Below are 19,654 nucleotides of genomic sequence, written 5' to 3'. Positions count from 1 at the left end.
GAGTCCTTGGCGTCAAAACACGCGCTGTTCGTTTTTCTCACTGTTTTATGATTTATTAAACCTTGATCCCCGGGGGGAAAAAACAAGTTTGGCATGCCCCCTTCTCGGAAATCTATGAAAAATGCGCGGACCGTCTCCGCGGGTACGGCCGATGACAAGCAAAAAGATCAGGTAGGAGGCGGCAATACCGGTGATCGACCATAACGTCGCCGGCATACCGGCATGGTCGATCGAGAAGCCGGTAAATGCGGGGAAAACAGCCGATCCGAGACCGGAGAGGCCGGAAATGACCGGTGTGACCAGATGGGCGCTGTCCGGAATCGAATAGTTGGCATAAACGAGCGTAATCGAATAAAGGCCGGACATCATCAGGCCGAGCGTCGTGACAAAAAAGTAGCCCATCGGCGCATTCTTCAGAATGATGAACAGAATCAGCGAAAGAAGCGCTCCGCAGATATTGATCAGCAAATAAATATTATAGGCAACTCTGCGTATGATCACTCCGGTTAATGCCCGTCCGACGACCATCGCCGCCCAAAAGATGCCGATGCTGATTGACGCGTCGTACGCCACGACATCCAGATAGTTCATAAAAATCGATGACAGAAAGTTGTTCAGGCTGCCTTCAAGCCCTCCATACAGAAAAACAATCAGGGCAAACAGCCCGAGCATAATCCATTTTCGGCCCATCCGCAGCGGCCCGGATTCCGCAAGGCCGGAAGCATCCAGCCGTTCCGACGGCACAGCGGTTTTTTTTGAAAAGGAGATCTGTGTCCAAACGACGGCCAGAATGAGGGCAAGTACAGATGTTACAACGAACAGATAGCGCCATATATTCAGCGCGATGAACAGGCTGGCCATGATCGGCATTGTAAACGCGCCGAGACCGAACGATACTTCGAGATAGCTCATGGCAACGGCCTGCCTGCCGATAAAGACTTCAATGATCATGGTGGCGACAACGACGCCGATGGCGGCCTGCCCCATACTGTTTATGAAATAGAACGCCATGAACAGCGGAATGGGAGGGAGGAGCAAAATGCCGAGCTGAGCCCCTGCGATAATCAGAGACGAGACGGTCAGCAAAGGTTTCGGCCGGAATCGGTTATTCAAATAGGAAGAAACGAGCACTCCGGCGAGAAAGCCCATAGCGCCAATAAAAATCAGCTGCCCGCCGATTGTGTACGAGACTTTGTAATACGCCAGCAGCTGAGGCAGTACGGATCCGATGGAAATAGCAGTCAGTCCGGTCAGAAAATACAAGGCGCATGACGCTAAAGTAAATTGACGCATAAGCCACTCCTTTTAGGACGGATTGAAAATGGATAAATGAAAAAAGTAAAGAAGACGTGAAGAACATCTGTCCGCTCACACATTTTTTAAATCACAACTCAGTACATTGTAGCAGGATTGCCCACCCGATTAAAGATATTTTTCGGACGTTTTTTAAATAGTTTCCGGGACCGTGCATCCGCAGAAAACAGGGGCCTGGATCGAACTTCATCCGGACATTTTAAAACCCTTCCCTCTATAAAAAACGGGTTGCGGAGTGATGTGCAGAGGTACAAGCAAAAAAGACTTTTTATAATAAAATGAAAAGAAAAATCCTATTATGGTTTGAGAGAGGACTTGGTCTGATGACATTCAAACTCTATCTGGATCCGGGGCACGGCGGCAAGGATCGCGGCGCTTCCGCATACGGATTAACGGAAAAACAGGTGACCCTTTTGATTGCCGACCGGATCCGGGAAATCATCGAGCGGGAATATACGGATGTAAACGTAAGAATGAGCAGGGAAAACGACACGGAAGTTTCAGTGGAGGAGCGCGTGCGTGCGGCCAATTTGTGGGGCGCCGATTTCTTTCTCAGCCTTCATGTCGATGCCGGAGACGGGACGGGTTTTGAAGACTGTATTTTTACGAAAGCGGGAAATGGTGTGGAAACATACCGGTCGGCTATTCATCGGGCAGTTCTCCGAGCGACCGGCTGGGCGGACAGAGGAAAAGGAAAGGCAGATTTTTCCGAACTGATGAAGAGCGGGATGCCGGCCGTGATGACAAAGAACGGGTCCATTGAGACGCGGGCGGATAATACAAAGCTGCGATCTGAGATGTTCATCGGGGAAATTGCCCGCGGCCATGTGAACGGCCTGGCCGCCGCATTCGGACTGAAGAAGAAAAAAGGCACCGATCAAGCGGGGCGTTTTCTGGTAAGGGTACGGGCCCGGGATCTTTATTACTATGGCCGGCCCGACTGGTCGGCAAGGAACGGCCTTGTGCATAAAGGACAAGTGTTTGCCGTCGTCCGCACATTAACCGTTAACCAATCAAAAATGTACGCATTGAATAATGGCAACTATTTGACCGCCAATGAAAATTATGTAGAAAAAATTTTATAGTAAAGACATCCTTTTTTTTCTAAAATAAAGCCCGAAAATTCGGGCAAACCGGACAGGCAACTGATCGAAAGCGGGAAAATCTTCTTTCCCCCTTCTCTGACCGAACAAAAAATTAATTTAAATGGGCGTCCCCTCCATTCATGTATCCTTTCGGACCGCGGCGTGGAAACGCCGTCGATTTTTCCAGAAGACGATCGCTTGCATGGGCGCCAGTCTATTCTTTTGAATGCTCAGGCGGACGGCGGTTTATTCCTTCGAAAAAAGAGAGATATCCGGTACGGACAGGCGTTACCTGGCGGAAACACCCGATCTTTCTCTTCGGCCCGCCGCGAATTTCTGTGAATCGTGGCGAAGACCGCCAGGAAAATGCCGGCGTATCAACAATAAACGGACTGGAATCAATTAGTGCGGATAATCGGAATGTACCTGATTGATTTAATCAATTGTTGCAGGGAGTTCAGTCGTCAAACTCTTGCCGGGGCGATACTTTGCCGGAACAGGGCGAATCGAGATCATTTTAGAGCGATAGCTCGCTGCTTCAGGTCGATTCATTCTTTTTTCGGGGTGATAAACTCTTGCTGGGGCGATACTTTGCCGGAACAGGGCGAATCGAGATTATTTTAGGGCGATAGCTCGCTGTTTTAGGTCGATTCATTCTTTTTTCGGGGTGATACTTTGCCGGAACAGGGCGAATCGAGATCATTTTAGAGCGATAGCTCGCTGCTTTAGGGCGATTCATTCTTTTTTCGGGGCGATACTTTGCCGGAACAGGGAGAATCGAGATCATTTTAGGGCGATAGCTCGCTGCTTCAGGTCGATTCATTCTTTTTTCGGGGTGATAAACTCTTGCTGGGGCGATACTTTGCCGGAACAGGGCGAATCGAGATCATTTTAGAGCGATAGCCCGCTGCTTCAGGTCGATTAGCAAATTCTTCAGGGCAAAGATTTTCGGACCGATACTGGCCAGCGGCCCGGTTGTATGGATCGGATTTCAGTCCATGATCGACCGTTAGTAGCTGTTTTTCGGTCGTCGACGGTGCTTAATCGATTTTCAGCAGGTACCCCGATCTATCATCAGCCGTGACAGAAGTTTATCGACTGTGAAAACGCCATCTGTCTTTCAAAAGATGGCCTCAGGAAAAGCCGATCATCATTTAATGGCACAGCAGGACAATAAGCTAAAGAGAGACTCATATTAATTTATTTTAAATGTATACCGTCCGACGTACATGCACGAAGAACGGCAGCCTGCTCCCAGTGGACGGAATCATTTATTCAGAATCTGGAAAAAACAAACCTTTTTGACAGGGCCTGAAAGAAGCGCCCGCCTGTGTATTTCGGATCATGGGACGGGTCCGCGCAGCAGGCCTTTTCCGGGTCTGGGCGACCACTCGGAGGAAAGCGGCAGCTCACGACGCGATATAGCGATTTTTCCTCCATATTGATATAATTAACTAAAAAGATTTATCAGGGAGGAAAAAGAATCATGGGGCAGCAGATTGCGTTTCAGAAAGCGGATCGGCTGAAGGTTAAGCCGGATCCGGAAAATCTCGGTTTCGGAAAGCATTTTACAGATTACATGTTTGAGATGGACTATACTGCGGCCGAAGGATGGCACGATGCCCGGATTGTTCCTTATGGCCCGATTGCGCTTGAACCCGCCGCAACAATCTTTCATTACGGTCAGGAAGTTTTCGAAGGGATGAAGGCCTATCGGGCCGAAGACGGGCGCATTCTGCTTTTCCGGCCGGAAATGAATATGAAACGGATGAACCAATCGTGCGCCCGCCTGAATATTCCGGCAATCGATGAGGCATTCGTGATTGAGGCGATCATGAAACTTGTCGCCGTCGAAAGGGACTGGATTCCTTCAAAACCCGGACAGTCCCTTTATATCCGTCCGTTTATCATCGGGACCGAACCGTTTCTCGGCGTTCATCCCGCCGAATCGTATAAGTTATTTGTTATCCTGTCGCCGGTCGCTTCCTATTTCGGCGATGCGGTTAGCCCTGTCAGGATTTATGTGGAAGATGAATATGTACGAGCGGTGAGAGGCGGAGTCGGGTTTGCCAAAACGAGCGGAAACTACGCGGCAAGCCTGAAGGCACAGTCGAAAGCCGGAGAGCTCGGCTTCGATCAGGTACTGTGGCTTGACGGCGTGGAACACAAATATGTTGAGGAAGTCGGCAGCATGAATATTTTCTTTAAAGTTGAGGGCGAAGTCTGGACGCCTGCCCTGAACGGGAGTATCCTTCCGGGTGTGACGCGCGACTCAGTCATTCGGCTGCTGCGGTATTGGGATGTTCCCGTCAAAGAGAAGAGAATTTCGGTTAAAAAGCTGTTTAAAAAGGCGGAAAAGCAGAAGCTCGAAGAAGTCTTCGGGACAGGAACGGCAGCCGTGATCTCTCCGGTCGGCTTCCTGAAATGGGAGGATCGTCTCATCAAGATTGGAAAGGGTGAGATCGGCCCGATCGCCAAGAAGCTTTACGAGACGCTGACCGGAATTCAGTCGGGCCGTCTGAAGGATGAGCTTGGCTGGACACGGGAAGTCACTGTTGAAGAAGCAGCGATGACTGACTGATGAGCCTGAAAAACAAAGCCTTTGCGCGCGGCATGCAGAGGCTTTGTTCATTTCATGCGAAATAATCTAAATAGAGGTCTCCTCGGCATGTACCGCGGCCGTGGCGTGAAAGAAGCTATCATCTATTGGTACACAGTGGAATAAAGAGGGCAGTCTGCCGGTGCCCGTGGCGGAATTCTCCTCTGGAGGGCGTATGAGGGGCAGACGGGTGGTCATTCCGGAAGTACCGGCTGCTTTTCTTCCGCCTGCTGCATATTTATATGAATCGTGCCGAAAATCGTCGGCCAACGCCGGTATATCACGGGTAAATGGCCGTTTATCATTGGTAGACTTCAGAATTTCGGAAGCGAGTGTGCAAAATCAACAGCAAAACGCAAAGAATCAACAGTCAACGACCTGAAATCAATATGTGTGAATAGCCGGAACTATAAAAGGGCTTTTGGCCGGTGAACGGCAGGGCTATCGACGCTCCGAAGGGATGAGAAATATGGAAAGCAGAGTGAACGGACGTGTCCACTCGATTCAGATCAGCGGCATCCGTCGTTTTTTTAATAAAGTCAAAGACTATCCGGGGGCGGTTTCACTGACGATCGGTCAGCCTGATTTTCCGACGCCGGAGCATATTAAAGAGGCCGGGAAGGCGGCGATTGATCATAATCACACGGTCTATACAGCGAATGCCGGACTTCTCGGGCTGCGGCAGGCCGTTTCCGGATATGTCGCTGAAAAATACAATCTTTACTACGACCCGGAAACGGAAATCATCACTACGGTCGGTGCCAGTGAGGCGCTCGATCTCTCCTTCCGAACCATTCTCGAGCAAGGGGACGAAGTCATTCTGCCCGGACCGGCCTATCCTGGTTACGCGGCGCCGATCAGGCTCGCCGGCGGCGTTCCCGTCTATATTGATACGACCGGAACCGGCTTTAAGATGACGGCGGATCAGATTGCCGGCCGGTTGAACGAACGGACGAAGGCGGTTATTCTGCCGTATCCTTCCAATCCGACAGGCTGCGTGCTGTCCGCCGATGAACTGGCCGCCATTGCCGATCTGCTTCGGGATCGGGACATTTTTGTTGTCTCCGATGAAATTTACAGCGAACTCACGTACGGACGGAAGCACGTTTCCATTGCTTCTTTTCCGGGAATGAAAAAGGCGGCTCTCGTAATCAACGGACTGTCGAAATCGCACGCGATGACGGGCTGGCGGATGGGCTATGTGCTTGCCGACCGGCCGATTGCCGAACAGCTGATTAAGGTCCATCAATACGGAATTTCCTGCATCACCAGCATTACCCAGTATGCGGCGATCGAAGCGCTGACTGCTGGGAAGGACGACGCGGCGCCGATGAGAAAGGCTTATAGGCAGCGGCTCGATTACGTGCTCGGCCGGCTTGAAAAGATGGGCATTGAGGCGGTCCGTCCGTCGGGTGCATTTTATGTATTCCCGTCGATTAAAAAATTCGGCATGACGTCTGAAGACTTCGCGCTGCATCTGCTTGAAAAGGAGCGGCTGGCGGCAGTGCCCGGCAGTGCCTTTTCTTCATACGGCGAAGGCTATCTGCGCCTGTCCTACGCCTATTCACCGGAAGTCCTCAAGGAAGGGCTCGACCGGCTTGAAAGGTTTGTCGGCGGCCTGAACGGATCATTAAGCCGATAGGGAGAAAAAGAAATAACCGGCTGTACCCGCATCGCTGTTTATGTCGGGCTTTGATTAAATGAGGCAGAGCGCCGGAAATGACACCGCTGAAAAAATAAGGCATTCCAGGATCAAAGCGACTTTACCATTTTTCTGTGTTGCCGGGTACTCAGTTTTGCCGGCTCAACTGAACCGGCTGAATCAGCGCGAGACATTTTGTCGGGCTGAACATCCCTCCAGATGCGTGCCATCGTGTGCTCTTCCGGAGAACGGGTATTGTCTTCTGAAAGGCGATGTGAACGGCGATAATACTTCTCTGACAGGTGATATCATTCGCGGACGGGTGTTAAATGCCGAAAATGTCCGACACTTTTCTTCCGTCTGCCGTCTATTCATGTGAATCATGCCGAAAATTGTCCGCAGGCATTGGAAAAGCACCGGTAAGTTGCAAAGCATCACCCGTAACTGCCGGCATATCGTTGGTAAACAGCAAAATATCAACATGGGAAATCACCCATAACGGCCTAGTAAGTGCAAATAATCGGAACGGAAGAAAGAAATTTTAACGGACATTTCAACAGTGATGGAACGCCCATCCTGAAGGGCCGGTTTGTTATCGATACCTTGGGACACAGTCTGCCGGCCTGATGGCAAGAGGAAAAAAGAAAAGGCTATCCTGACGCTGTCATGGATTAGGCAGGCACTCCAATCTTTGATTGTTCAAAGGGTGGGCAATAGAAAGAATAAAAAGGGACGTCTCATCGTCGAAAAATCGGCTGATGCGGCGCCCTTCTTTTCTCACTCGATCGCCAGTGTGTCGATGGCTTTCGGATGTTTCGGCCCGTGAATTTTCAATATTCCGTTTGAAAATGAGGCACGGGTGCGCGACCGGTCAATGGTATACGGAAGGACGATCAGACGTTCAGCCCGCTCAAACCGTCTTTCGTGTGTCTGGATGCTTTTTTCTTCGTTCTTCGTTTCCATTGAGACATCGTTTTCTATCGCAATCCGGATCCGGTCTCCCAACAGTTCAATATGAATGTTTTCCTGTTTCACACCGGGAAGTTCGGCCTCGACAATCCATTCATCCCCGGATTCGTACTGGCGGACGGAGAATCCGGCGAAAAACGAATGCTTTTCAAAAAAGTCGTCAATCGATTTTAAAATACCGCGAAAAGGATCCTGCTGAAAAAAGGTATCGATCTCATCCATCAGATTTCGTCTTATCGGCAATCGGGGATCCTGATGATCTTTCTGATCCATAATTATCAATTCTCCCTTCATAAAACCAATCTACTTCAGCATATGAGAAATTATATGAATGGTTCGGACGGATAGCGGACGCTTTCGCCGGGCTTCTGATTTTTGGGAAACAACGGTCCGGTTTGTTGAGCCTTTTCACGATCAGGCGCGGCGGCCGATCGTGAAAAGATCGATAGAATCGCTCAAAGCCGGTCGATTCTGAATGGCAGCGGCGGCCGCTGCATCCCGTCGACGGCCAGAAGAGGCGCCTGAAATCGGCCGGTGCCGGACATTTTACGTTCAGGCAGAAAAACGAAACTTGGCCGGATTGGGCGGATCCTGTGATAAAATGAAACTAGTATTTTCGCGGCATGCAAAGGCCGGAAAAAGGTGGTTTCATTGATGCAGGACGCTGTCCACAAAGTATTGAAACAATATTTCGGTTATGATGAATTGCGCAAGGGCCAGGGTGAGATTATTTCGTCTCTGCTGTCCGGCAAAGATACGGTCGGCATCATGCCGACGGGAGGCGGGAAATCGCTCTGTTATCAGATACCGTCCCTGCTTCTCCCGGGGACGACGCTGGTGATTTCCCCGCTGATCTCGCTGATGAAGGATCAAGTCGATGCTCTGGAGAATGCAGGGATTGCGGCGACGTTTATTAACAGCTCGCTTTCTTTCGGCGACGGCAAAAGGCGGCTGAACCAGGCAGCCGCCGGCCGTTACAGGCTGGTGTATGTGGCTCCGGAACGTCTGGAGGTTCCGGCTTTCCAGCAGGCACTTGAGAAGATGAACGTCTCGCTTGTCGCCGTTGACGAGGCCCATTGTATCTCGCAGTGGGGCCATGATTTTCGGCCGAGCTACCGCCTGATTGCGGATATGATTGCCCGCTTCCCGCGCAAGCCTGCCGTCGCCGCTCTGACGGCAACGGCCACTCCGCGTGTTACGGCCGATATCTGCCGGCTGCTCCATATTCCGCAGACCCACGTCGTCATCACCGGATTTGCCCGCGACAACCTTAATTTTCAAGTGATCCGCGGCCAGAATCCGGATGCTTTTTTGCGGGATTATCTAAAAAAGAATCGCGATCAGCCGGGCATTATTTATGCTGCGACGCGCAAAGAAGTGGATCGGCTCTGCGACAGACTGACAACAGACGGATTCGCGGCCGGAAAATATCATGCGGGTCTCTCCGAGGCAGAACGTGCGGCCGGCCAGGAGCATTTTCTCTATGACGATTTATCGGTGCTGGTGGCGACGAACGCTTTCGGCATGGGTATTAACAAGTCGAATGTCCGCTATGTGATTCATTACAATATGCCCCGCAATATTGAGGCTTATTATCAGGAGGCGGGCAGAGCGGGGCGCGACGGTGAAAAAAGCGACTGCATCCTGCTTTTTTCGCCGCAGGATATCCGGCTTCAGAAATTTTTTATCGAACAATCGGAAATGGACGATGCGCTGAAAAATGAGGAATATCATAAGCTTGAACAGATGGTCGGATACTGCCACACGGAGTCCTGCCTGCAGGCTTATATTCTCCGCTATTTCGGAGAACAGAATTCCGAGCCGTGCCGTCACTGCGGCAACTGTCTCGATACCCGCGAAAAAACGGATGTCACGACGGCGGCACAGAAAGTGCTTTCCTGTGTTAAACGGCTGCGCGAGCGTTACGGGAAAACGATGGTGACTAAGGTGCTTGCCGGGGCGGCCGATCAGAAAATCATTCAATATAAACTGAATACCCTGCCGACTTACGGTATTATGAAAGATTTGACACAGCGGCGAATCGGCGAATTTATCGATTTTCTGACCGCCGAGCAGTATTTGGCCCAGCAGGGCGGCGCCTATCCGACTCTGGCACTGACTGCCCGGTCGCTGCCGGTGCTAAAAGGAGAGACACACGTGCTGAAAAAGGGTGCGGTGCGGGCCGTGCAGCTTGAAGTTCATAATGAACTGTTTGAACGGTTGAAAAACGTGCGGAAGCAGCTCGCACAGAAAGAGTACGTGCCGCCCTATATTATCTTTTCTGATCAATCGCTCCGCGAAATGAGCGCGAAGCTGCCTGCGGAAGACCGGGAATTCCTGATGATAAAAGGGGTCGGACAGCAAAAACTGGAAAAATACGGACGCGTATTCATGAAAACGATAGCACAGTATGAAGCGGAGCGGGGCAGCATGAAGGCATCCGTTTCTCCGAACGAATGAAGACAAGAATTGACGATTGCAAAAGGGTTCTATAAAGGGTACAATGACTGTTGGTATTTAAGGCCGATCTCCTCGCATGGACCAGAGGAGGTAGAGGTTGCGGTGTTTAAGACTAGCGTATGGAAGGCATAAGGAAGCCGCTTGACTGTGCGTGAAAGGAAACATCGCCGAAGTGCGCCCGTTGCCTTAACGGGCGTGCTGGGCCCGCATCCGAAGAGGGGCGGGACTGTCACATGAAAACACATGTGATGTGCTATCGACGGAAGACATGGATGGAGAGAGTAAGAGAAGGCTGTATGGAAACATGCCGCCGCTCGGAAAGTCACACGTTTTGAGTGTCAGTTGAAAAAGTATCGCATAGATACCGGTAAGGTTGTGAGAAATTCTTTCCGGGATCGGCAGCCGTATCCGTGCGGGTCCGTGAATGACGCGAGTCGGACAGGCGCCGCCGGTATGTTCCGCTTTTTTAACGATCCTCCCATGTATGATACATTTCGTCCGTCGTAAGCACGATGCGCTTCCGGCGGTTTTTATTTTCTTCATCTGTCTCCCGAGAGAACGAACAGAAAAAGGGGAGAAAAAGAAAGATGCAGCAGAAGATTGGAAGAAGCATGCAGTATGAAGAAGCGACAAAAAAGCCCAGAACATTAAAGCGCGGTCTGAAATCACGCCATCTGACGATGATTGCGCTCGGCGGAGCGATTGGCACGGGGCTGTTTCTGGCAAGCGGGAACTCGATCTATCAGGCGGGACCGGGCGGGGCCCTGCTTGCTTACGGCATCATCGGCATCATGGTCTATTTTCTGATGACAAGCCTCGGCGAACTCGCCGCCTTTATGCCGACGAGCGGTTCGTTCAGCACCTATGCAGCGCGATTCGTTGACCCGTCATTCGGCTTTGCGCTCGGCTGGAACTACTGGTATAACTGGGCCATCACCATCGCCAGCGAACTGTCCGCGGCAACGCTGATCATGAAATTCTGGTTCCCGGACAGCCCGTCGATACTCTGGAGCGGCCTGTTTTTGCTGATTATTTTTTTACTGAATGCCCTGTCTGTAAAAGGGTACGGCGAATCGGAATATTGGTTTGCTTTTATTAAAATTGCGACGGTCATTATCTTTATCGCTCTCGGCCTTCTGATGATTGTCGGGATTATCGGCGGCGGCGTGCCCGGTTTCCGAAATTTTACGATCGGCGACGCCCCCTTCCACGGAGGCTTTCTGGCGACGTTCGGCGTTTTTCTGGCGGCCGGCTATTCATTCCAGGGCACGGAGCTGCTTGGCGTCAGCGCCGGCGAAAGCACGCATCCGGAGAAAAATGTACCGAAGGCCATGAAAACAATATTTTGGCGGATCCTGCTGTTCTACATCCTGGCCATTTTTATCATCGGCATGATCATACCTTACACCAATCACAATTTGTCGATTACTGACACGATCATGGTCAGTCCGTTTACACTGGTGTTTCAGAAGGCCGGTCTTGCGGTCGCGGCTTCTGTCATGAATGCCGTGATTTTAACTGCGGTGCTTTCGGCCGGCAACTCCGGGCTGTATGCTTCGACGCGGATTCTTTATGCGCTTGCAAGAAAGGGCAAGGCACCCAGGCTTCTCGGCTTTGTCACGAAAAACGGTATTCCGCTCTGGTCGCTGATCATAACGGCGGCATTCGGCTTTCTCGCTTTTCTGGCATCGGGTTTTGGCGACGGTATCGTCTATAACTGGCTGCTCAGTGCTTCGGGCATGTGCGGATTCATTGCCTGGCTCGGCATTGCCGTCAGTCATTGGCGCTTTCGCCGGGCCTATTCCGCTCAGGGAGGAAAACTTGAAAATCTGCCTTATCGTGCGAAGTGGTTTCCATTCGGCCCCCTGTTTGCCTTTGCCGTCTGCATGATCGTCGTCATCGGTCAAAGCATGAACGCCTTTTCGGGCGGAAGGATCGACTGGGGCAACCTGATTGCTTCCTACGTCGGCATTCCCGTCTTTCTGGCCGTCTGGCTGATTGCCAAATGGAAGATGAAGGCGAAATTGATTCCCCTTGAAAAGTGCGATATCTCGCAGAAACACTATGCCGAATAAACGGATGGGACGAAATACGGCCGACTTATGGAAGCGCCGATCGCAGCGTGAATGCGTCATCCGCTCTTCTGGAAGGGATCTGTATTCTTCCGGACAGCAACGAGGGACGATATGCTCTTTCTGAAGGACGATATCACACGCGGCCGGGTGCTGAATTGCGGAAGTGCCCGATATTTTTCTTCCGTCCATTGTACATTCGTATGAATCGTGCCGAAAAGCGTCGGTAAATGCTAAAATCAACGATAGTCATACCGAAATCCGAAAATTCGCACCAAAATGTTAAACGGCCCTGTTTCAGGAGGGTTTGTCGGCCGTTGTATCCGGGTCATCGATTATCGGTCGACACACCGGGCTTATCGGTCATTGCCGGGAGTTTATCGGTCGCCGTGCTCGCTTTATCGGTCAATGCAGCGATTTTATCGGTCGCCGTACCCGCTTTATCGGTCAATGCAGCGATTTTATCGGTCATCGCGGCAATATTATCGGTCAATGTACCTGATTTATCGGTCGTGCCCAAATGACGCCGGACTCACCCTGAATCCGGTTGATATCCAAATAGAACCCGGATTGAGGTTGCAGAATAGCACCAGTCATCGTCAGAAAAATGCGGAAAGTCGACTGTGACAGCTAAAGAATTAATAAGTGCGAATAATTGGAATTATAAGATATATTTCACCAGGCATTTCCTCCTTTCAACAGCAACGGAGATCATCCTGAACGGCCGCTTGGCACTTTGGGATGCTGTTTGCCGACCTGGATGGGACTATATAAATTTATAATAAACAGCTGACGATGCGCCGTTCGATTTTATCGTCCTCAGCGGGTGCACCCGACTTCGGCACCGGGTATTGCGGCGGTCCGCTCGGTAGCGGCAGGCTTTGTTCCGGCAGCCAATGAAGCATTGCTTATAACGGCTCATCGTTTTTCGGATAGGAGCACTCCCCCGCTTCTGGCCGCACATCGACCGGCGGATTTATTTAGGTCTGCAGAAACCTTCAGGTCGCGGATTGTGAGTCTGGGCGCTTTCCGTGATAAACTGGACAGTGAAATAGAAAAGAGCGGTCCGTTTTTTAACGGAAAAACAACGGGAGGGGCTGTCATTGTTCCACTTTTTAGTACAAACACATAGCGGCATGTGGGGGATCATGGTGTTGCTGTTTATTCTCGGTTTCGCGTTCTATCGGCAGCGCGGATGGAAAATCGGCCTGAGGCTGGCCTATCTTGTGATGATCGTGACCGGCGTGTGGATGCTTGCGTTGAAGGGCTTCCCATGGCTGTTTATTTTAAAGGGTATTCTTGCGCTGATCCTGATCGGCATAATGGAAATGACGCTCGCCAGGCGCAAAAGAAAAGAACCCACTTTCTTTATGTGGCTTCTGATCATCGTTATTTTAATCGTAATTCTGCTGATCGGTTATGGAGTATTCTAAATAATGGCTGCGGCCATGAAGTGGCGTGTCAAAGGGCCGCCCGAAAATAAGAAATCGACAGGCTCATCTGAACCTGTCGATTTTTGTTCCGGAGTCTTAAAATTTTTGCCGATTATTTGTAAGAGTCCGCGAAAGTCCTTAATTGGCTTCGTCCTGCCATCGGTCGACAGCCTTTTGAAGAAGAAACGGAGGACTTTTTGACAGGAGGGAGGCTTTCACGAAAGATCCGGAAAGAAATTGTTTAATAAACTCGGATCTTGAATTTTACAAGGTTTTTGGAATCGGCCCCTTTTAACGGATCAAATCGGAACAGCCTGATCGGCCGGCAGACATTGTTTTGTTATACGTTCGTTGCCTGCAGGATGCCGGAAGCCTGAATCCTTTTTGCGGCTTCGCGCAGGCGGCCTTCGGGTTCCAGCAGTCCCGCACGCACAAACAGATCTCCATGGCTTCCGAATCCGATCCCCGGTGCCATGGCAACATGTGCTCTTTCCAGCAGTGCGCGGACGAACGTCTCCGAAGTATACCCGTCCGGTATTCTGAACCAGCAGAAAAAAGAGCCCTTTGGTGCCTGAACATTCCAGCCGATCGCGCGCAGGCTTTCGACAAGGACGTTCCGGCGCCGTTCGTAGCGTACGCACAGGTCGCGGACGGAGTCCTGGGGACCGAGCAGCGCAGCCGATGCGGCATCCTGTACCGCACCGAACACGTCGCTGTGTGCCATTTCATGAAAACGATTGAATGCCCGGATGATTGAAGCGTTCCCGGCGGCGAATCCGAAGCGCCAGCCGGCCATGTTATAGGTCTTGGACATCGTGCAGACTTCAATGCCCTGTTCTTTTGCGCCCGGCGTCTGCAGGAAACTGCGGGGGCGCACGCCGTCAAATCCGAAGGCGGCATAAGCGAAGTCATGGACGACGGGCAGATGGTACGCCCGGGCGAAAGAAAGGGTGTCGGCAAAAAATTGTTCCGTCGCTACGGCGCCTGTCGGGTTATTCGGATAGTTCAGCATCAGCAGCCGGGCTTTTTCCAGAATCTGATCCGGAATCGTCCGGTAATCCGGCAGAAAGTTATTTTCAGCGCGTACCGGAATGCCGTAGACGTCGGCGCCTGCAAGCGACGGACAGGAAAAATACATCGGATAGCCGGGATCCGTCGTGATCATGATGTCGCCCGGATTCAGCAGAATCTGAGGCAGTGCGGCGATGGCAATGGTTGCCCCGTCAAAAACCGTGATTTCCGTCTCGGGATCGAGCGGCACTCCGTATTCCCGCAAATAGAACGAAGCGATCGCTTCTTTGGCGCTTCGCTTGCCGCCGTACGGCGGATAGCCCTGATTCTCCGGAAGCCGCGCAGCGCGGCCGAGCGCCCGGACGATAGGCTCCGGAGTCGGCTGATCCGGACTGCCCGTTTCCAGATGAATCAGATCAATTCCTTTATTCTCAAACGCATCAATCATTCGGTCGATCCGGGCAAAATAGTTGCCGGGTATTGTCCGGACGAGTTCTGAAGGAATGAAATCAACCATGAAAAAGCCTCCAATTTCAACGGGTTATTCCTATTACATTATTCCAAACAAGAGAAATCGCAACAACGCACCGCTTATTTACAAGCCGCTTTGATCGGGCTTCGCTCCGGCCGATCGCTGTCCTGCATCTATTATCCATTGCGCGCAGGAATCCCTGGCCCCTTGGGCTGTGAAAAAGCAACAGACGAAAAAATTTTATCCCATTCATTCCTGCTCTGTCAATTTGGAACGGCTGCCTGATCCGAAGAGGCACACCCGCAGGTGCGGAGAATAGGATAGAGGGAAACGCCTAATCGATCATGAGGCGAATAGCGGCGCCCGGGACAAGGGCGGAAAGGATGGGACTATGTTTGTCTATACAGTGAAAGCGGGGGATTCTCTGTACGGCATCGGGCAGAGGTTTAATATTCCCGTTGACACATTAAGAACAGTGAACGGTCTGACGGCGACAAATATTGTCACCGGCCAGGCGCTGCTCGTGACCAGTGATGTTTATGTTGTGCAGCCCGGCGACAGTTTCTGGGCGATATCGCGTGCGGCCTTCGTACCGCTGAACGCATTAACGCAGGCGAATCCGGGCATTCGTCCGGAAAATCTGAGCCCCGGGATGAAACTGAATCTTCCCGGCATTGAGCGGCGCCCGGCAACCGTTCTCAGCTATACGCAGCTTCGGACGCCCGCCGCCGATCAGGCGCTGATTGAAAGCCATGCGCCTTACCTGACTTATGTAGGTTTATTTGAAACCCATTTTAACTGGAACGGCGATTTAAGCCCGATGAACGACAGGGCGGCGGTTCTGGCAGCCTGGCGCAGGCGTGTGACGCCGATCCTGGCGGTGACCAATCTATCGGAGACGGGTTTTAATCCCGCGCTCGTACAGCGTATGCTGAATGCTCCCGATGTACAGGCACGGCTGATCGACAACTTGATAAATCTTGCCACGTCGCATGGGTATGGCGGGATCAATATCGATTTTGAAGGGGTGCTCGCCGACGACAGAGAGGCCTTTGTTGCATTCCTGCAGGCACTGAAAGCGAGAACCCAATCAGCCGGAATCCGTCTGAGCATTGCCGTGCCGGCGAAAATGGACGACACGGTTCCGTGGGTAAAGGGCTATGACTATGAAGCGATCGGAGCCGTCGTCGATTTCATGTTCATCATGGCCTATGACTGGCACCATGCGGGCAACGAACCCGGACCGACGGCACCGATCGCCAATGTCCTCGGAACAGTCCGCTATGCGAGCTCTCTGATTGATCGGAACAAGATTATTCTGGGCACGCCGTTTTACGGCTATGACTGGGTGATTCCTTTTACCGGACAGAATCCCGGGCGGCCGATTACCAATCAGGCGGCAATCCAGCTCGCAATGAGCGAGCGGATTCCGATTAATTTCTCCGCAGCCGATCAGTCAGCCTATTTTTACTACACAGATGACAACGGGCAGAATCATGTTGTCTGGTTTGAGGATACACGCAGCCTGTTTAATAAGGCCCAGATCGCCTATAATGCAAGACTGGGCGGCATCGGCGGCTGGCAGCTGAATTTTGCCATGCCTCAGTATCCTTGGATTTTTACCCATTTCTTTCAGATCCGAAAAGTCTGAGGTGCCCGTCCGCTGTCTTATAAACGTATAAAATTTCAGCAGGTGATACGATCAGAGGCCGAACAAACGCGGCATCCCGGCGGCCTGCCCGGCGCCCGGCCGTCCATGGCCGCCGCAACGGAACTCCATGCTTCGCTTAAAGGCTTGCCGATCGGCAAGTTTTCTTTACGTGAATTCAGCCGTTTTTCGTGCTATCGTTGAAAGAGAAGCAGAAATGGTGAAAAAGCATGAAAGCGAGTGGAGCTCATGAGTGAAAAAGCAGTCGGTTTTATCGGGACAGGAGTCATGGGTCGGGGAATGATCCGCAATCTGATGAAGGCCGGTTTTAAACTTTACGTTTATAACCGGACAAAGAGCAAAGCAAATGAACTTTTAGCTGCGGGAGCCGTCTGGAAGGCCAATCCGGCCGCTGTTGCCGAGACGGCCGATATTGTGATCACAATGGTCGGCTACCCGCAGGATGTCGAAGCCGTTTATTTTGATGATGGCATACTTGACCACGCCAAACCGGGTGCTTATCTGATCGACATGACGACGTCATCGCCGCAGCTGGCTGAAAAAATCAGCGCGGCGGCGCAAGAGAAAGGGCTGCACGCATTGGACGCTCCGGTTTCGGGCGGGGATGTCGGCGCGCAGAACGGCACCTTGTCCATCATGATCGGCGGCGAAAAAGAGGATGCCGAAACAATGGCTCCTGTTTTTCGGGCGATGGGGAAAAAGATCGTCTATCAGGGCAGAGCGGGATCGGGGCAGCACACCAAAATGGCCAACCAGATTGCCATCGCTTCGAATATGATCGGTGTCGCCGAAGCACTTTCTTATGCGAAACACGCGGGGCTGAATACGGACAAAGTGATGGAAAGTATCGAAACCGGAGCGGCCGGCAGCTGGTCGCTTTCCAATCTCGGCCGCCGGATGCTGAAGGGCGATTTCGAACCGGGCTTTTATATCAAACATCTGATCAAGGATGAACGAATCGCACTGGACTCCGCGGAAAGTATGGGACTGGATACCCCCGGCCTTGCTCTTTCAAAGAAAATTTATGAACAACTTGCCGATGCCGGTGAAGAAAACAGCGGTACCCAGGCAATCTTTAAAAAATATTGGAAAGAATGAGCGGCGTTTCCGATAATCGGTGTATGAAGCGAAAAGAAAAAAGACTGCCTGCCGCATTCGGCCTTGAAAGTGTTCTGCTGATTTCGGCTTCAGCCGGTCTCCGCGCGTTTTATTAAGCGGAACAAGCGGCGGAACACAGTCGGGTGCCGGTGATCCGGCAAAGGAGAGATAATTAGATGAAAATTTTTATTGCCCTTGGTTCCCTGCTGGCATTTCTTTCGGTTTCTTTCGGCGCTTTCGGCGCTCATGTTCTGAAACCGCATCTGGGCGAACATTACTTTCCCATTTTTCAGACGGGTGTCCAGTATCAGATGTTTCACAGTCTCGGCCTGATTTTGATCGGCATACTCGCTGCAAGTGTATTCCGCGGGTCGGCCGGTCTGCTGCAATGGGCCGGCTGGCTGCTGGTACTCGGCACGGTTCTGTTTTCGGGAAGCTTATATGCGCTGAGCCTCAGCCGTGTTGATGCGATCGGCATCATCACGCCGTTCGGCGGCGTAGCCTTTCTGATCGGCTGGGCTCTGCTGTTTCTTGCTGCCATCGTGGGATAAGCGCATTCGGGAGTCCTTCCAAGTAAAAATGGGCCGAAGTGAAATGGGCGGAGCAGCTCACTCAGCCCGTTCTTTTCCTGTCCGCCGTCATCTTCCGGCTGAAGGAGGCGCGTAGGGATAACTGTATTCCAGCGGCTCGTTAAACGTAAAATAATTGACGAATACCATCGGAATCAGATAACGCACGTTCGTTTGCTTATCAACGACAATCACGTGGTCACGGCCCGCCGCTTCGATCGTGCCGGTGAATTTTTTTGCGTTCCATTCCGTGTTCCCCTCAAATGTCGCGTAGACGGTGGCGGTTTTCCCAAGATTGAGCCTCAAAATGTTTTCAATATAGGATTGCTCGACGAAGGCCGGTGCGGTCGCTGCAGGTGCCGCCTGCGACGGGACGGCGGTTCCCGCAGGAATGGTATAGGACGGATATGGATAAGGCAGAGCCTGCGGTGCCTGCGTTGTTGCGGGAGCTCCCGACGGCGTGGCGAACTGTCCGGGGAAGGGGAACGAAGCACTTCCCGCCTGCTGCGGTGTCGGCTGCCCAGAAGCCCTCTGGTTCTGGGATTCTCCGTATTCCGGATTGAATGAAGCGCCGTAAGGCCAGTTTTCCGGTGGAAATTGATCGCTCATGATTTGAATCACTCCTTAGAAAAGATTAACCGGCACAGTCTCACTAAAAAATGAAAAATCGGGCTTTCCAAAGCGGGTCCGGCAGGATCAGTAGACCCGCGGGCATTCTGTCGGAGTAGGAGCAAAAAAGCAGTGCGCCTTATAACGCCCGGTGTTCCATTGATTGAACCACTGAGCCGGGCACACGTCCAAGGGCTTAAAGAACCAAAGCGAATTCGCTGCCGGATTGAAGCGCTCGCCGTTGATGACGCGCCTTGCCAGCCTTTTGTCCTGCGAACGCGCGGCCTGATAGAAATAACCGTGCTGCGTGGCCTCAAATCCGCCGGGACTTTGAAAGACCATCTGCTGAATGCTTGTGATGCCGTTAAAGTCGAGACAATTGCCCAGAACCCGGTTGACGCCGACATTGCCGACCAGCAGCATGCCGAGCCGTCCGTCTCCTTCGGCTTCTGCGCGCATCAGCCGGGCAAGCAGCGATACGTCGCTCGATGTATATTGGATGACAGCGATGGCCGGACACCCCCTTTTATCCGAACATTCCGGTTTGCGGACAGATTTCATTGACGTACAACACAGGGCTGTTTGCCGTATACTTTTAAAGACTATGCGGCTTGAAGCAAATGATGACAAAAGCGCGGAAGGACGTCCGCAT

At 51.9% G+C, this 19,654-nt stretch carries 15 protein-coding genes and 1 riboswitch; of the genes, 10 read left to right on the top strand and 5 right to left on the bottom strand.

The window, feature by feature from the left end; genetic code table 11:
• Positions 1-45: 45 nt before the first annotated feature.
• Entirely contained in the window at positions 46-1,293 is a 1,248-nt protein-coding gene (locus OYT88_RS07305; protein ID WP_274398978.1) for an MFS transporter, read from the bottom strand.
• A gap of 344 nt (positions 1,294-1,637) precedes the next feature.
• Here OYT88_RS07305 and OYT88_RS07300 point away from each other — a divergent pair, with 344 nt between their 5' ends.
• The 3 genes from OYT88_RS07300 (at position 1,638) to OYT88_RS07290 (ending at position 6,640) form a co-directional block, all read left to right on the top strand.
• On the top strand, positions 1,638-2,399 hold the full coding sequence (locus OYT88_RS07300) for an N-acetylmuramoyl-L-alanine amidase (protein ID WP_274398976.1): 762 nt from the start codon (positions 1,638-1,640) through the stop codon (positions 2,397-2,399).
• A 1,486-nt stretch (positions 2,400-3,885) separates the two neighbouring features.
• The gene (locus OYT88_RS07295) at positions 3,886-4,980 is read left to right on the top strand and encodes a branched-chain amino acid aminotransferase (protein WP_274398975.1); all 1,095 of its coding nucleotides are present in this window, start codon (positions 3,886-3,888) and stop codon (positions 4,978-4,980) included.
• 487 nt (positions 4,981-5,467) lie between these two features.
• Positions 5,468-6,640 carry an aminotransferase A gene (locus OYT88_RS07290; RefSeq protein ID WP_274398973.1) on the top strand — a complete coding sequence of 391 codons (1,173 nt, stop codon included), beginning with the start codon at positions 5,468-5,470 and terminating at the stop codon, positions 6,638-6,640.
• A gap of 777 nt (positions 6,641-7,417) precedes the next feature.
• Here the strand turns inward: OYT88_RS07290 and OYT88_RS07285 are convergent.
• Positions 7,418-7,882: an Hsp20/alpha crystallin family protein gene (locus OYT88_RS07285; protein ID WP_274398971.1), complete on the bottom strand. Its 465-nt coding sequence runs from the start codon at positions 7,880-7,882 to the stop codon at positions 7,418-7,420.
• A 381-nt stretch (positions 7,883-8,263) separates the two neighbouring features.
• Here OYT88_RS07285 and recQ point away from each other — a divergent pair, with 381 nt between their 5' ends.
• The 4 genes from recQ to OYT88_RS07265 all read left to right on the top strand — a co-directional run bounded on the left by recQ (position 8,264) and on the right by OYT88_RS07265 (position 13,574).
• Positions 8,264-10,069 carry a DNA helicase RecQ gene (recQ, locus tag OYT88_RS07280; protein ID WP_274398969.1) on the top strand — a complete coding sequence of 602 codons (1,806 nt, stop codon included), beginning with the start codon at positions 8,264-8,266 and terminating at the stop codon, positions 10,067-10,069.
• An 83-nt stretch (positions 10,070-10,152) separates the two neighbouring features.
• Positions 10,153-10,333, top strand: a riboswitch (Lysine riboswitch).
• Between the two features lie 323 nt (positions 10,334-10,656).
• Positions 10,657-12,144, top strand: a complete 1,488-nt coding sequence (locus OYT88_RS07275; protein WP_274398968.1) for an amino acid permease — start codon at positions 10,657-10,659, stop codon at positions 12,142-12,144.
• Between the two features lie 314 nt (positions 12,145-12,458).
• Entirely contained in the window at positions 12,459-12,665 is a 207-nt protein-coding gene (locus OYT88_RS07270; protein WP_274398966.1) for a hypothetical protein, read from the top strand.
• Positions 12,666-13,244: 579 nt separating this feature from the next.
• The gene (locus tag OYT88_RS07265; protein WP_274398964.1) at positions 13,245-13,574 is read left to right on the top strand and encodes a DUF1516 family protein; all 330 of its coding nucleotides are present in this window, start codon (positions 13,245-13,247) and stop codon (positions 13,572-13,574) included.
• 340 nt (positions 13,575-13,914) lie between these two features.
• Here the strand turns inward: OYT88_RS07265 and OYT88_RS07260 are convergent, their stop codons facing one another.
• Positions 13,915-15,102: an aminotransferase class I/II-fold pyridoxal phosphate-dependent enzyme gene (locus OYT88_RS07260; protein WP_274398963.1), complete on the bottom strand. Its 1,188-nt coding sequence runs from the start codon at positions 15,100-15,102 to the stop codon at positions 13,915-13,917.
• 346 nt (positions 15,103-15,448) lie between these two features.
• Between OYT88_RS07260 and OYT88_RS07255 the strand changes: the two genes are divergently transcribed.
• From OYT88_RS07255 to OYT88_RS07245, 3 genes are all read left to right on the top strand, one after another.
• Positions 15,449-16,708: a glycosyl hydrolase family 18 protein gene (locus OYT88_RS07255; RefSeq protein WP_274398962.1), complete on the top strand. Its 1,260-nt coding sequence runs from the start codon at positions 15,449-15,451 to the stop codon at positions 16,706-16,708.
• A gap of 246 nt (positions 16,709-16,954) precedes the next feature.
• On the top strand, positions 16,955-17,824 hold the full coding sequence (locus OYT88_RS07250) for an NAD(P)-dependent oxidoreductase (protein ID WP_274398960.1): 870 nt from the start codon (positions 16,955-16,957) through the stop codon (positions 17,822-17,824).
• 176 nt (positions 17,825-18,000) lie between these two features.
• Positions 18,001-18,375: a DUF423 domain-containing protein gene (locus OYT88_RS07245; protein ID WP_274398959.1), complete on the top strand. Its 375-nt coding sequence runs from the start codon at positions 18,001-18,003 to the stop codon at positions 18,373-18,375.
• An 87-nt stretch (positions 18,376-18,462) separates the two neighbouring features.
• On the opposite strand, the gene gerQ is transcribed toward OYT88_RS07245, so the two are convergent.
• Positions 18,463-19,002, bottom strand: a complete 540-nt coding sequence (gerQ, locus tag OYT88_RS07240) for a spore coat protein GerQ (RefSeq protein WP_274398957.1) — start codon at positions 19,000-19,002, stop codon at positions 18,463-18,465.
• Positions 19,003-19,089: 87 nt separating this feature from the next.
• Positions 19,090-19,512 (bottom strand): cell wall hydrolase, encoded by a 423-nt coding sequence (locus tag OYT88_RS07235; protein WP_274399198.1) that lies wholly within the window; start codon positions 19,510-19,512, stop codon positions 19,090-19,092.
• Positions 19,513-19,654: the final 142 nt, after the last annotated feature.

Origin of the sequence: Sporolactobacillus sp. CQH2019 (assembly GCF_028765345.1) — a bacterium.
Classification (GTDB): Bacteria; Bacillota; Bacilli; order Bacillales; family Sporolactobacillaceae; genus Sporolactobacillus.
The sequence above is the reverse complement of the archived record's forward strand: the minus strand, read 5'-3'. Positions and strand labels throughout refer to the sequence as shown.